Source organism: Salipiger sp. D13 (assembly GCF_003703915.1).
Taxonomy (GTDB): domain Bacteria; phylum Pseudomonadota; class Alphaproteobacteria; order Rhodobacterales; family Rhodobacteraceae; genus Salipiger; species Salipiger profundus.
Genome location: NZ_ML112590.1, coordinates 900,001 through 912,909 on the forward strand (window position 1 = coordinate 900,001; position 12,909 = coordinate 912,909).

Below are 12,909 nucleotides of genomic sequence, written 5' to 3' on the forward strand. Positions count from 1 at the left end.
CAGTGCGCCATTCGTCTATCAAAGCCGGTCAAGGAAACGAGAGAGAGGTCTTCCGAACGATGGACCGCAAGGAACGCACAGTACTCATCACGGCCGTGATCAACGTTCTGCTGATCTTGTTCAAGTTCTGGCTTTCGGTCGTATCCGGAAGCATTGCTTTGCGATCCAGCGCCCTGCATTCGCTGACGGACCTGGCTATCGGCCTTTTTGTCCTTGCCGGGCTGTACCTCAGCCGCCGGATCCGCGGCTCTGATCCGGTGCGGCAGGGCGTAGGCGCCTTGGAAAACCTCATAGCCCTGATCGTTTCCGGAGCGATCTTCTATGTCGGCATCGAGATCGTTATCGACGTCCTGGCCGGGACAAGCGCGGAACTTCGGAACCTGGTCCCGATCACGCTGGCCTCGCTCGTCACCGTCGCAGTGGCCTATGTGATCGCCCGCTATAAACTTTACGTTGGCCGCCAGACGGGGTCGCCGGCCCTGATCGCGAGCGGCTACCACTCTCAGGTCGACATTTATGCCTCCATCGTTGTCGTCGTTGGACTGGCCGGCTCCGCTTTGGGGTTGTCGAAACTCGATCTAGCGGCGGCGGCGATCGTTGCCGTGATGGTCTTCCTGTCGGGGTTCCAGATCGCCGCCTCGGCCATCGCGGCTCTGCGACAGCGGCGCCTCCTGGATCTGGAGGGCGAGACCGGGGTGACCGCCCCGAAGCATGTCAATCTTCGGGCGGTCGTTCCCGCCGGTGCTTTTCTCATTGCGGGGCTGTTTCTCGTTAGCGGCTTTTACACCGTGCAGCCAGGCGAGACGGCGGTCGTCCGACGGTTCGGCGCGGTCGTCGCCCGGACCGGACCCGGCCTGCACTACCGTTGGCCAGCGCCTGTCGAGCGCGTCGATGTTGTCGCCTCCGATCAGGTGCGCCGGATCGAGACACCGCCAACCCAGATGCTGACCGGCGACGAGAACCTGATTTCGGTGCGGGCAAGCGTTCATTACACGGTACAGGATCCTGCCGCCTATCTTCTCAATGTCGCGGATCCCGAGGAGTTGGTGATGGAGACGTCGATCGCCGCTTTCCGCGGCGTCGTCGCCGGCGAATCCGTGGACGCGCTGCTGACTGTCGACAAGACCGAAATCGAGCAGAAAGCGATGGCCACCGCGCAGGCCGCGCTTGACCGGAACGAAAGCGGGCTGCGCGTCTCGGGCGTACAGCTCCTCGAGAGCGCGCCTCCGCGCGAAGTCGCCGAGGCGTTCCGCGATGTTGCAAGCGCACGCGAGGATCGCAACACTTTCGTCAACGAGGCGACCGCCTACCGAAACGAAGTGTTGCCCGTGGCCCGCGGCGATGCGGATCGAATGCGTCAGTCCGCGCAGGCCTACGCAGCCGAGAGGCTCGCGCGGGCGTCCGGGGAAGCCGCGAGTTTCGTTGCGCGTCAGACCGCTTACTCGAAGGCACCAGAGATCACGCGTCAGCGACTGTATCTGGAAGCTGTCGAGCGGTCTCTGAACGGCGTTCGCAAACTGATCGTCGATCCGGCCACCACGCCGGACACAACCGATCTCTGGCTCCCGCAGCCATCCAGCCGGCGCTTGCAGCCCTGATCAATCAGAAAACACGTGGGGTACCCCAAAAATGAAAATCCTTCGCTTTCTTGGCTTCGGGGCTTTGGCGCTTGCGTTCCTGGCCGTCAGCCTGGTCTACTTTCAGGTCGATACCACCGAGGATGCCATCGTTACCCAGTTCGGCAACCCCGTGAGGATCATTAACGAACCCGGGCTTTATGCAAAGCTGCCCGATCCGGTGCAGAGCGTCGTCAAGATCAGCAATCAGTTACAGGTCTACACACTGCCACGAACCGAGTTTCTCAGCGGCGACAAAAAGAACATCGTCGCGGAAGCCTACGCGACATGGCGCGTGACCGATGCGCTCGCCTTCGTCAAGAACGTCCGCGACTTGCGCGGCGCGGACTTGCGGCTGAATGATATCGTGCGCTCCGAACTGGGTGCGGCGCTGGGGCAGGTCGAGCTGGGTCAACTCGTTACAGTAGATACCTCCAACGTCAAACTTCCCGATACCCTGGCGGCGGTGCGCGAGCGCGCCGCGGCCCGGACGGAGCCTTACGGGTTCACCGTAACGGACGTGCAGCTCAAGGAACTGACCTTCCCGCCCGCTAACCTTTCGAGCGTATTCCAGAGGATGCGGTCCGAGCGCGAAGCCATAGCGCGGCAGTTTCGCTCCGAAGGGACCGAGGAAGCAGCCCGGATCAGGGCGGAGGCCGATACGGAGAAGGCAGCGATCCTGGCTGCGGCAAGCCAGGACGCCACCGAGACGCGCGGCCGCGCCGACGCGGATGCGGTATCCATCTACGCAGGGGCGTTCGGCAAGGACAAGGAGTTCTACCAGTTTTCCCGGACACTCGAATCATACGACAAGTTCATCGACGACGGCACGACCCTCATTCTGCCGTCCGACTCTGAACTGTTGCGCTATCTCGATCCGCGCAGCGTGCTGCAACCGCCCCCCTCCACAGGTTCGAGCAATCTTGCCGATGCCGAGGCGGATACAGGCCGGATCAATGTGCCGGGGGTCCGGCCATGAGCGACGACAACCCTCTCTCGCATGACAACTCAGCGCCCAGGCCGGCTGGCAGGTGGAAGAGCCGCGCCCGACGGGTTCGGAAAGCCGCGGCGGACGCAGCCCGCGGCCTTGCCACCGGCGCCGAGTCGCCCGTCGCAGACATGCGGGTTGCGCTTGGCCACTTCCGGCCGGTCTATTTGGTCTGGGGTCTGCTCGCATCGGGTCTGGCCGTCTATCTCGCCACGGGCGTCTACTCGGTGGCACCGGGAGAAGCCGCTGTGGTCCGGCGTTTCGGCGCCGTCGTCGCACCACGTATGCAGCCGGGGCTTCACTATCGGCTGCCCTGGCCCGTCGACCGTGTGGATGTCGTCAACGTCAGCACGGTGCGCCGCGAACAGGTCGGCATCGACGCGAAGGAGGAAGATCACAGCCACCCCGAGCCCCCGTCGAAACTTCAGGCGCTGTCGGGCGACACCAATGTCGTGGATATCGAAGTGATCGCGCAGTATCAGGTTCGGGATCCGGCGGACTATCTGCTGAACATCGGCAATGCACCCTATCTTACCGTGCGCGACGCGCTTCGCGGCGCGGTGACGCAACTCGTGACCGGACTGCCCGTGGACGCGCTTCTCACCAGCGGCCGCCAGTCGCTTCAGCAGTCGATCCGCGACGAGGCCCAGCGGCGCCTCGATGCCTACGGCAGCGGGCTGGCGATCGTGGGCATCGACCTGCAGAAGGCCTTCCCGCCACAGGACGTCGCCGATGCCTTTTCGGGTGTGAACACGGCCAGAGAAGAAAAGGCCAGGATGATAAACGAAGCGCGCGGTTACGCGAACAGCCTGATCCCCGAAGCCCGTGGCGAGGCGCAGCGACTGGCGGCCGAGGCGCAGGCCTACAGGTCCGGCGTCCTGGCGTCTGCCACCGGCGCGGCCCAGGCCTTCGAGTATCTTCTGGCCGAATATCGCAGCAACTCGGTCTCCTTTGGCGAAGACGTGACCCGGTATCGCATGTTTCTTGATACCATCGAGAAGATCCTTCCCCGGGTCCGAGTCTATGCGCTTGATACAGAACGGGGAGGACGCTTCAACCTCAAGCTCTTCGGCGAGGAGTCCTCTGGCCCGATCCTTTCGCCGACTGGGCTTCGGTAGCATGGCCGGGGGCTGGAAGCAAAACTGGCAGGACGTGATCGCCAGCCTGCGCGGCCGGGCGGATTCGGAGCCGGAGGCAGAAAGCGCCTCGGAGGAACCGGGAACCCACGGTTCCGGAATCACGCGGCCATCGCTTGACGGCAACGCCGGCGCGGATCGGGAAACGACCCGCGGCACGCCCGGCGACAGCGCCAGACCCGCGCCCGAAACCCGGCCATCGCGCGGCTCTGGGATACGCCGCTGGCGGATGGGCGGACTTGTTGGGGCCATCGGCACCGTTACCGTGATGGTCTGGTACTATGCATCCGGAGATCAGGTGGCCGACAATCCGCCGGCACCGGATGTGGTCGCGACATACGACGGGGGAAGGATCACGCTGGACGACATCGCGGAGCACATGAGGATGATGTCAAGCGAGGACGCCGATGTGTTGATGCGATCGCCGAACGCCATCGTCGGCGTGGTCGAGGACCTGATCTCGGATCGGATCGTCCTGCGATGGGCCGCCGAGCGAAAGCCGCAAGGCGACGAATCGTTCCGTCATGCCGCGAAGCACATCGACGAAGAGTTGTCGCTTGCCGCATTGTCCGACCAGATCCATGAAGAACAACTCACGGTCAGCGAGAGCGACCTTCGCGCCTATTATGATGCGAACCGGGCCGCCCTTGCCGGCCAGACCTTCGAGGAAGCGCGGGAAGGCATCAGCCGGACGCTGAAGGCCCGGCGCGAACCTGACTACGTCGCGTCCTATGTCGAGCGCCTCAGGTCCAACGCCTCTATCACGAGGAACTACGACCTTCTGCGAGTGCCGTCGCCCACGGACGACGAACTGCGACGATACTACGATGAGAACCGAGACAGCTTCAAACTGACCCGGCGCGTGATTGTCGATGAACTTGCGTTTCCGATTGGCTCGTTCGGGGACGCGGCGCGCCAGAAAGCCGCCGACGCCCTCTTGCGGATTCGCGGAGGAGCGACATTCAGCGAAGCCTCTGCCGACAAAGAGGGAACCAGGATGGCGTCGGGCCGCGAGGTCGCGGAGGGCACCGAGGCGCCTGAATGGGAGACGGCCGTATTCGCGCTGGTGCCGGGCGAACTCGCCAGCGTCTTCCAAGCGGAAGACGCGTTTTATGTCGTGCGCCTCGTCGATTCCAGGCCGGCCCGGTCACGGGAGCTCTCCGAGGTACGTGCGGAGGTCGCCGAAGCCGTCGCACGGCGAAAGGAGGAGGCCTGGTTCGCGGCGAACGGCGACAAGACGCTGTTCACGATCAAGAGCGAGCGTTACAACCTCGGGCAGTTCTACGACGAGTTCCGGGAACTGCCCCGCGGGTTAAGGCTCGAATACAGTGCCCCGGACGGTATGAAGCGTCTCGCGGACGACCTGATCGACAGAATGCTCCTGGTCAGCGACACCTACGATCAGCTTCTCGATGTGAAGACGCGCCCACAGGCCGACGAATCCAGGTTGCGACTGATGGCACAAATGATGGAGCAGGAAGAGGTTGACGACCAGGTCGTGGTGAGCGACGCGGATATCCAGGACTACTATAGCCGAAACAGCGACCTGATTGCCTACCCGCCAAAAGCCAGAGTCCGTTATGTCCGCATCGGTTTGGGCAGTACCGCGGACGAAAAAGCTCGCGCGCGCGAACGGGCGGACGAAGCCTACGCGAAGCTGGTCCCCGGCTTCCTGGGCAAAGCCGAGGAATTCGCAATCGTCGCGCGAGACTACTCCGAGGATTCCGACAGTGCGGGAACGGGCGGAGAACTGAGCAGCTGGGTCGGTGAGGGTGCTGACCCGCTGTCAGAGATGTTCGATCACCCATTCCATCAGGCGGTCATGGCACTTGATCCGGGCGAGATCGGCAAGCCTTTCGAACTCGGCGACAGTCTCTACATCGTCGAGGTTCTGGAACGCACCGAAGCCCAGCCGGTATCGCTCGAAGAAGCGCGGCCATACATTGAAGACCTTTTGCGCGAAAGGAGACATGACGAACTCGCAGCGAGCCTTCAAGCCCGCCTCCTCGATGAGGCAGCCGTTACTGTCTATCCATCTGTTCTGGATAGCTATTTAGGAATGCAACCGAGATCGGCTGACCGATGATGGCACCTGAAGGTCAGCGTCCCGAACGCACATCAGAACCGTCCCGGAGGACCGCATGAACGAAGCCGCCAACCCAGGCACGGCAAAACAACTTCGCGCACTGAAGAAACGTGAAAACCGCAATATGCTCCTCATCCTCTCCGCCGTCGGCTGCCTGTTCCTGGGCGGTGCGTTCGCAGTTGCGCTTTTTGTCGTCTATGCCCCGTTCTGAACGGCTTGCGCCCCGCCGGGACATCCTCCGCCTGGCCTTGGCCGGGGCACTGTTGCCCCTGTCGGCCTGTGACGATGGCGGCTGGTACGGCAAGGATGTCACCGGCCTGTTGCCCGAGATGGCCTTTGCGATGACCCGCGCCCGAGACGGCGCGGCCGTGACCGAAGCGGACTATCGCGGGCAGGTTGTCGCAATGTTCTTCGGGTTCACCTTCTGCCCTGACATATGCCCGATGACGCTGGCAAACCTGAGCGCCGTCCTGGACAGGCTCGGGGACGATGCGGAGGCGATCACCGTGCTTTTCGTCACGGTCGATCCCCTGCGGGACACGCTCCCCGCGATGGCGGACTATGTTTCGGCCTTCACGCCACGGGCGCAGGGGCTGCGCGGAACGGACAATCAGCTCGCGCGCCTCGCGAGGCGTCTGAAGGTGACGTACAGGGTCGACAGGCCGGGTCCGGACAAGCCCGACTATGCCGTCTCTCACGGAAAATCGGTCTACATCTTCGACGCCACCGGCGCCGCACGGGTCATGTGGCCGCAATTCGACACGACCGATGCGGATATCGACGCCGCCACGCGCGATCTGAGACGTCTCCTCAGCGGCTGAGATGCTTTGCGTCCTGTTCTCGCATCATGTTTCTGACGACGATCAGCAGAGCAATCACGCTCATCATTGCCGGCGGGATCCAGATCACGATTCCGCCTATCTGCTGATCGGCAACCGCGCCGATCGAAGGAAAGTAACGGCCGCAGAAGGCGTAATACGGAAAAAGATCCCGTTCCGCGAAGGTGATGAGCGCGCCCAGAACGATCTGCGGGAACATGACGCCGATCGCCAGTGCGGCGCGAACGCCGTAGCTGACCCGCGCGACACCTGTGGGCCTGGGGTCGACCACCAGCGTCCAGAACAGGATACCGTCGACCACCATCGACCAGTTCATCACCTGATACAGGACCGGATCCAGCATCGCGCGGAAGTGCACGGGCGGTATCAGCCAGAAATAGAACAGGCCAACGAAGAGAAGCACCGCGACGGCCGGATGCTGCACCACGGACACCGTCGAGCGCAGGTATCGGTTCCCGACGATCCGTCTCAGCCAGTCCGGCCCGCCGGCCAGGATGGCGGGGCCGGCCCATCCAAGCGCGACGAGCATCGCGCCGACGTGGTGCATGGCGACGTGCTGAAGCCGGTTGGTGAAGAACATCCTCTGCGCGAGAAATTCGAACTGGGTCTGCGTCACCGTCCAGAGCAGCGCCAGACCCGCGAAGAACGCGGCTCGGCGCCAGACCGGCGGCCGGTCATCGGCCGGCATCCTGCGCAACCCTCTGAGGAACCAGTATCCCGACACGCTGATGGCAAGGTAAATGAGCCATGAGAACTCGTATGGCAGAAAGAATGGCAGGCTGGTCGGCACGAATGTGCTGCCAGCCCACAAGGCTGCGCCAAGGACGGCGATAAGCCCCGGGGCCAGGACGTCGCCGCGGCTGACGGCCGCGGCGGTTCTTCCGTCAGAGGTTTTCATCCCTCTGCCGCGCGCCGGGAAGATCCTGCCAGAAACACTTCCGGCGGTCAGTCGAACAATTCATGCAGCCAGGACTTGCGACGGTAGCCGCGCTGCTTGTGACTGCCGTGCCCGCCGTAGTCCCTGGGCATTGTGTTGTCATATCCGGGGGCGTTGCCGACCGCGAACTCGCGCGAGCTGCGCTCGACGATCTTGTCCAGTTCGCCGCGGTCCAGCCAGACCCCACGGCATTCCATGCAAAAGTCTACCTCGACTCCCTGCCGTTCCGACATGCTCAGCGGCACGTCACAGACCGGGCACCTCATTCCGCCTCTGGCGTTCATTCCGTTCTCTTTCGCTTCCTTCTGACGCCGTTCAGGCTCCCGCCCCGGCTCTTTCAGTTCAATGACCATGTGCCAACCCTACCTTTCCGGTGCCATAGACAGCCGCACCGCCGCTGTGGGGAGACGATTCTTCCCTCATCTTCCAAAACCGCAGCGCGTTGCTAACGACCAGCAACGACGCGCCGACGCCGGACGCGATGGCACCCAACATCGTAGCCGTGCCGAACGCGGTAAAGCCGCCGGACGCGTTAGTGCCCGCGAAAAAGCGCGGCTCCTTCAGCGTCGTCGAAGCCGTGCACCAGGAAACTGTGGCCTTTGCCAGAAGGCGCCGGTGGCTTAGTCCCCGCATCGACGCTGTGGCACGCTTGATCTTAATCATTGACGGACCCGAGGTCGTGGATGTGGTATCCGATGCGCCCGCCACAGTGTTGGGCGCGGCTGTCATGCTCGTCGTTGGAATTCGGCTGGCTGGACATGGAGAATCCCTCTAGGTCTCGTCTGTCCTGCACATACTTCCTCTAGTGGCTGTAGATTCAAGGGGGTTTCTGGAGTTTTCTTTCCTGAGGACTTCAATAATGGTGCTAGTTACTCCCGGAAGACCGGACGGCGAGGGAATCAAGTATCTCACCTCTGCGGCCACCCAAGAAGCAGAGATCGGGACACCTCCAAACGCAGGAACCGTGAAGCAGGCTTTCAGGTTCCATTGGCGCTGGAGACCGTGAAGGGTGAGCTCACCGTGACGCATGTGCCGCGGAGTACCGTATGCATCCGACGATGATCCATCATCGGAAGCAGGCACTGCTCGGGACCAGCTTCTGTGTCGGAGCACCACACAAGGCGTTCCGCCGCTTCCATCCATCTGAGATCATGAACAGCGATCAGGGTAAGCAGTTTGCGTCTTACGCCGAATGGACCGGGTGAAGCGGATCGGCCCCAGGATCTAGATAGAGGGCAAACGGGGGCTGCCGCCACAACATCTTAATCGATCGCCTGACACAGCTTATAAAACACTGAGGGTATAGAATTAACTCGGATGCCTTATGTCAGTCTATGGCCAGGAGCGGTGCAGTTGGAGCTATTTGTCCATCACCTACCAAGTAACACCTTCGCCGGGCTGCGATGCCGCAGTTCGCAGACAGGGAGGCGTCGCGTCTCACAATAGTCCGGAAAACTTGATTGACCTCAGCCAGAGTTGCCGTAAAGATAGACAAAATCTATAGATACTAGAGCTATAGATTCTCACGAAACATGCATCCAATCGATGCGAGCGCAGTGAACAGCGCCTTGACCTGGCAACATACCAAGCCGCGCGCAAACGAGGCAAGAGAGGCAGCCATGCAAACAAAGTACAGAAACTGTTCCCTGGTGATTATCGCCTCCGCTCTGCTTGCCAGCTGCGGGATCACAAACACGGAAGGCCAGAACGATCGATATGAAATCGGCAATATTCCAGAGAATGTTGTTGCCATGGCTGCTCCCGATCAGGATTTGTCGACGGCTCGCCTGCAAAGCGAAGACGATTGTTACTGGTATATGCATGCCGGCCCAGTGGAAACCACTCTCGTGCCGCTTCGCGCAACTGGCGGCCGCCCGATATGCGTGGTGCAGCAGCCGGTATCTTAAGCGATTTCCGGCCTTCCACGCCTCAGGTGGAAGGCCAGAGGTCACCCCGGCCTCACGAGGCTGTCTTCTGCTGAGTAAAGATAAGCTGTCGAGCCGATCTCAACATTTTCGAACAGATCGTTGATATGAGCCATCACCATTCGAACGCAGCCTGAGCTTGCCCGCCCGCCAATGCTTTCGGGATACGGCGTGCCATGAATCCGCAGATATGTATCCCTGTCGCCGACGTACAGGTAAAGAGCTCTTGAACCGAGCGCATTGGCGGGGCCGGGCTCCACGCCATCTGCATACTGAGCATTCTGGGGATCCCGTTCGATCATGTTCTGTGTCGGCCGCCAGTGGGGCCATTCGACCTTGCGCTTGATCGTGTACGTACCTGGCTCGTAGAGATCCCCCTGGGCAATGGCTACACCATAACGCATGGCGGTACCGCCTTCCTCTATGTGGTAGAGGTACCTTGCCACGGCATCGACATGGATATCTCCGGGACGCAGTTCGTCGTTCGCCAATACCCGTTGAGGAAGGAACCTGGGATGCAGCCCCCAAGGGTTCGTGGTCGCGGGATCATAGCCAAATGGGGTGACCTCTGCGTCCCAAGCGGCTTTCTGTTGTTCGCTGGGCCAGTTATTGGCAAACGAAAGCGTCGGGACCGACGACGGGAGCAGCGCTGCAGTTGTCTGGATAAAGTGTCGTCTCGTCAGCATCTCAAGTTTCCCAAATGCACAGTGAACCGGTTCGATCGCTTGTACGCGATGGATGCGGTATAAAACCTCCAGCCCCTATAGCATCAAGGGGTGTCCCGGATTTTGTTGCGGAAAGCATCCCATCCGCCAGAAGTGAATCTCCTGCAGCTCTGGTCGCGACAGAACCCGATCAGCTAGGCGAAGACTCCCAATAGATTGCAGCCGTTCGCTGATACCGACATCGATCAGAGAACAATGTGGGCGAAGCAATCGTCGCAGCAACGAAAAGGACTTGAAGCTACAGTTACTATAGCCTGTAAGAACCGACTCGGTCAAAGATAGCCCCGGCCAGTTGCCGGGCCAGGAGCAAAGAAAATGAGTGGAGCCGAGCGCCGAGACTGGACTGTCAGCGGCATGGATTGTGCCGCCTGCACGTTAAAAGTGACGAAGGCCGTCGAGCGCCTTCCGGGTGTCAGCGGCGTAAAGGTAGCGCTGATGAGTGAGCGCCTTTCGCTGGATCTGGAGCCTGCCAGTACGGACCCTGCCGAGATCGAGGCCATCGTGAAGCGCCTCGGATACGGGATTGCGCAGCGTGGCGCGTCGTCGCCGGAGAATACGCTCGACGCCCCGAAAAAGGCTCACACTCATGGCGCTGACTGCGAAGGCTACGATCACGATCACGCCGACCACGGCCATGACCACGCCAAAGGCGGTGACAAAGGGCCGTCGTCTGCAAAGGCCGATGCCGGGCATGGCAGCCCCGGTCATGTGCATGATGACCCCGCCGATCGCGGCAAGGCGTGGTATCAGACCAACAAGGGACGGCTGGTGATCTTCACGGGGGCCTTGCTTGTCCTTGCATGGGGTTTCGAGCTTCTGACCTCGGCGGACTACGGTTACTGGGCCTTTACCTTCGCCTGCGTGATCGGCGTCGCCCCGGTGGCGAAGCGCGCCTTCGAGGCCGTTCGCCTCGGGCAGCCCTTCACCATCGAAAGCCTGATGACCATCGCCGCCATCGGCGCCCTGTTCATCGGTGCAGCCGAGGAAGCGGCGCTTGTGGTGTTCCTCTTTGCCGTGGGCGAGGTGCTTGAAGGTGTGGCCGCCGGCAAGGCGCGCGACGGCATCAGGGCGCTGGCCAATCTGGTGCCCAAGACCGCACTTCTGGAAATCGACGGCAAGACCCGCGAAGTCCCGGCCGACCAGCTCGAGGTCGGCCAGCGCGTTCTGGTGCGCCCCGGGGACCGCATCCCGGCCGATGGCGAGATTGCCGAGGGCACCAGCGGTATCGACGAAAGTCCCGTGACCGGTGAAAGCGTCCCTGTTACCCGGGGGCCGGGAGAATCGGTCTTCGCGGGATCGATCAATACCGAGGCCGCGCTTCGCGTGACGGTGACGAAAACCGCAGCGGACAACACGATTGCGCGCATCATTCAGCTGGTCGAGGAGGCCGAGAACGCCCGCGCGCCGACTGAGCGGTTCATCGACCGGTTCAGCCGCTGGTACATGCCCGCCATCGTCGTGCTGGCGGCGCTGATCATCTTGATCCCGCCGCTCGCTACCGGGGCCGACTGGAACACCTGGATCTATCGCGGCCTCGCGCTGCTGCTGATCGGCTGCCCCTGCGCCCTGGTGATCTCGGTTCCGGCCTCGATCGCCTCCACCCTCTCCTCGGGCGCCCGGAAGGGCCTTCTGATGAAGGGCGGCGCGGTCATCGAGGCCGCCGCCAAGGTTTCGGCGATCGCTTTCGACAAGACCGGCACACTGACCCACGGCAAACCGAAGGTGACCGACATCGTGCCCGCGCCCGGCGTGTCTGAAAGCGACCTGCTGGCCGTCGCGGCCGGGGTCGAGACCGGATCGTCGCACCCGCTGGCCCAGGCCATCCTGCGTCGGGCAGAGGAGGCGGGGATCGAGGCCCTGCCCGCGACCGACGCACGCGCCATCGTCGGCAAGGGCGTCGAGGCACTGGTGGGCGGCGCGAAGGCCTGGGTGTCCTCGCCTCGCCACGCCGAGGAGTCCGGGGGCATCGCCGACGACCAGTCCGAGATCGCGGCGCGGCTGGAGACCGAGGGCAAGACGGTGGTCGCGGTGTTCCGCACAGGCCAGCCCCTCGGCCTCGTCGCCCTGCGCGACGAGCCGCGCAACGACGCCGCCGAGGCCATGGCCCAGTTGCGGGCGATGGACATCGCGCCGGTGATCCTGACCGGCGATAATCCCCGCACGGCCGAAGCCATCGCCGGGCAGCTCGGCATGGAATTCCACGCCAGCATGATGCCCGAGGACAAGCTGAGGCTGATCCGCGAGATGGGCGCAGCCGGCGGCGTCATGATGATTGGCGACGGCATCAACGACGCACCGGCGCTAAAGCAGGCGAACGTAGGTGTGGCGATGGGCTCGGGCACCGACGTGGCACTGGAAACCGCCGATGCGGCGATCCTGCGCGACAGGGTGGTGGACGTACCGGCCCTGATCCGGCTTGCACGGGCCGCCATGGCCAACATCCGTCAGAACGTGGCCCTGGCGCTGGGTCTTAAAGCCGTGTTCCTAGCGACGTCCGTGCTGGGGCTGACCGGGCTCTGGATCGCCATCCTGGCCGATACCGGGGCCACGGTGCTGGTCACGCTCAATGCCCTGCGACTGTTGCGCGTCAATCCGTCTGACAATCGCTAGCATTTCCACGCAGAGCATACGCCGCCTTGAAACAAGGTTTGAAGACT

At 62.5% G+C, this 12,909-nt stretch carries 12 protein-coding genes; 8 read left to right on the top strand and 4 right to left on the bottom strand.

Annotation, left to right across the window (positions count from 1 at the left end; all coding sequences use genetic code 11):
• The first annotated feature begins 59 nt into the window (after window positions 1–59).
• The 6 genes from hflK (D6860_RS04145) to D6860_RS04165 are packed head-to-tail and all read left to right on the top strand — an operon-like array spanning window position 60 to window position 6,647.
• A complete protein-coding gene (gene hflK, locus D6860_RS04145; RefSeq protein WP_076623840.1) occupies window positions 60–1,598 on the top strand; it encodes an FtsH protease activity modulator HflK in 1,539 nt (512 codons plus the stop codon).
• Window positions 1,599–1,629: 31 nt separating this feature from the next.
• Window positions 1,630–2,595, top strand: coding sequence for a protease modulator HflC (hflC, locus tag D6860_RS04150; RefSeq protein WP_076623839.1), 966 nt, complete (start codon window positions 1,630–1,632; stop codon window positions 2,593–2,595).
• Window positions 2,592–3,722 (top strand): FtsH protease activity modulator HflK, encoded by a 1,131-nt coding sequence (hflK, locus tag D6860_RS04155; protein ID WP_083697821.1) that lies wholly within the window; start codon window positions 2,592–2,594, stop codon window positions 3,720–3,722. Before hflC ends, hflK (D6860_RS04155) begins: the two co-directional genes overlap by 4 nt.
• A gap of 1 nt (window position 3,723) precedes the next feature.
• Window positions 3,724–5,826 (top strand): peptidylprolyl isomerase, encoded by a 2,103-nt coding sequence (locus D6860_RS04160; RefSeq protein ID WP_076623838.1) that lies wholly within the window; start codon window positions 3,724–3,726, stop codon window positions 5,824–5,826.
• Window positions 5,827–5,881: 55 nt separating this feature from the next.
• On the top strand, window positions 5,882–6,037 hold the full coding sequence (locus tag D6860_RS25170; protein ID WP_157895877.1) for a hypothetical protein: 156 nt from the start codon (window positions 5,882–5,884) through the stop codon (window positions 6,035–6,037).
• Window positions 6,038–6,089: 52 nt separating this feature from the next.
• Entirely contained in the window at window positions 6,090–6,647 is a 558-nt protein-coding gene (locus D6860_RS04165) for an SCO family protein (protein WP_164845629.1), read from the top strand.
• Here the strand turns inward: D6860_RS04165 and D6860_RS04170 are convergent.
• The 3 genes from D6860_RS04170 to D6860_RS25960 are packed head-to-tail and all read right to left on the bottom strand — an operon-like array spanning window position 6,637 to window position 8,265.
• Window positions 6,637–7,563, bottom strand: a complete 927-nt coding sequence (locus tag D6860_RS04170; protein ID WP_083697820.1) for a cytochrome c oxidase assembly protein — start codon at window positions 7,561–7,563, stop codon at window positions 6,637–6,639. The two genes, D6860_RS04165 and D6860_RS04170, sit on opposite strands and share 11 nt — an antisense overlap.
• Before the next feature lie 47 nt (window positions 7,564–7,610).
• Window positions 7,611–7,955: a TFIIB-type zinc ribbon-containing protein gene (locus D6860_RS04175; RefSeq protein WP_308420229.1), complete on the bottom strand. Its 345-nt coding sequence runs from the start codon at window positions 7,953–7,955 to the stop codon at window positions 7,611–7,613.
• Window positions 7,945–8,265, bottom strand: a complete 321-nt coding sequence (locus D6860_RS25960; RefSeq protein ID WP_083697819.1) for a hypothetical protein — start codon at window positions 8,263–8,265, stop codon at window positions 7,945–7,947. Before D6860_RS25960 ends, D6860_RS04175 begins: the two co-directional genes overlap by 11 nt.
• 956 nt (window positions 8,266–9,221) lie before the next feature.
• Here D6860_RS25960 and D6860_RS04185 point away from each other — a divergent pair.
• Complete coding sequence (locus D6860_RS04185) at window positions 9,222–9,509, top strand: hypothetical protein (protein ID WP_076623833.1); 288 nt, start codon at window positions 9,222–9,224, stop codon at window positions 9,507–9,509.
• A gap of 41 nt (window positions 9,510–9,550) precedes the next feature.
• Here the strand turns inward: D6860_RS04185 and D6860_RS04190 are convergent, their stop codons facing one another.
• Window positions 9,551–10,213: a L,D-transpeptidase gene (locus tag D6860_RS04190; RefSeq protein WP_076623832.1), complete on the bottom strand. Its 663-nt coding sequence runs from the start codon at window positions 10,211–10,213 to the stop codon at window positions 9,551–9,553.
• Window positions 10,214–10,567: 354 nt separating this feature from the next.
• Here D6860_RS04190 and D6860_RS04195 point away from each other — a divergent pair, with 354 nt between their 5' ends.
• Complete coding sequence (locus D6860_RS04195; protein WP_076623831.1) at window positions 10,568–12,862, top strand: heavy metal translocating P-type ATPase; 2,295 nt, start codon at window positions 10,568–10,570, stop codon at window positions 12,860–12,862.
• Window positions 12,863–12,909 lie beyond the last annotated feature (47 nt).

What these genes read in the sequence shown, in the direction of transcription:
- D6860_RS04175 (WP_308420229.1), bottom strand. Translation starts at nt 7,955, where the DNA reads ATGGTCATTGAACTGAAAGAGCCGGGGCGGGAGCCTGAACGGCGTCAG.
- D6860_RS04190 (WP_076623832.1), bottom strand. Translation starts at nt 10,213, where the DNA reads ATGCTGACGAGACGACACTTTATCCAGACAACTGCAGCGCTGCTCCCG.
- D6860_RS04195 (WP_076623831.1), top strand. Translation starts at nt 10,568, where the DNA reads ATGAGTGGAGCCGAGCGCCGAGACTGGACTGTCAGCGGCATGGATTGT.
- hflC (WP_076623839.1), top strand. Translation starts at nt 1,630, where the DNA reads ATGAAAATCCTTCGCTTTCTTGGCTTCGGGGCTTTGGCGCTTGCGTTC.
- hflK (WP_083697821.1), top strand. Translation starts at nt 2,592, where the DNA reads ATGAGCGACGACAACCCTCTCTCGCATGACAACTCAGCGCCCAGGCCG.
- D6860_RS25170 (WP_157895877.1), top strand. Translation starts at nt 5,882, where the DNA reads ATGAACGAAGCCGCCAACCCAGGCACGGCAAAACAACTTCGCGCACTG.
- D6860_RS25960 (WP_083697819.1), bottom strand. Translation starts at nt 8,265, where the DNA reads ATGATTAAGATCAAGCGTGCCACAGCGTCGATGCGGGGACTAAGCCAC.
- hflK (WP_076623840.1), top strand. Translation starts at nt 60, where the DNA reads ATGGACCGCAAGGAACGCACAGTACTCATCACGGCCGTGATCAACGTT.
- D6860_RS04170 (WP_083697820.1), bottom strand. Translation starts at nt 7,563, where the DNA reads ATGAAAACCTCTGACGGAAGAACCGCCGCGGCCGTCAGCCGCGGCGAC.
- D6860_RS04185 (WP_076623833.1), top strand. Translation starts at nt 9,222, where the DNA reads ATGCAAACAAAGTACAGAAACTGTTCCCTGGTGATTATCGCCTCCGCT.
- D6860_RS04160 (WP_076623838.1), top strand. Translation starts at nt 3,724, where the DNA reads ATGGCCGGGGGCTGGAAGCAAAACTGGCAGGACGTGATCGCCAGCCTG.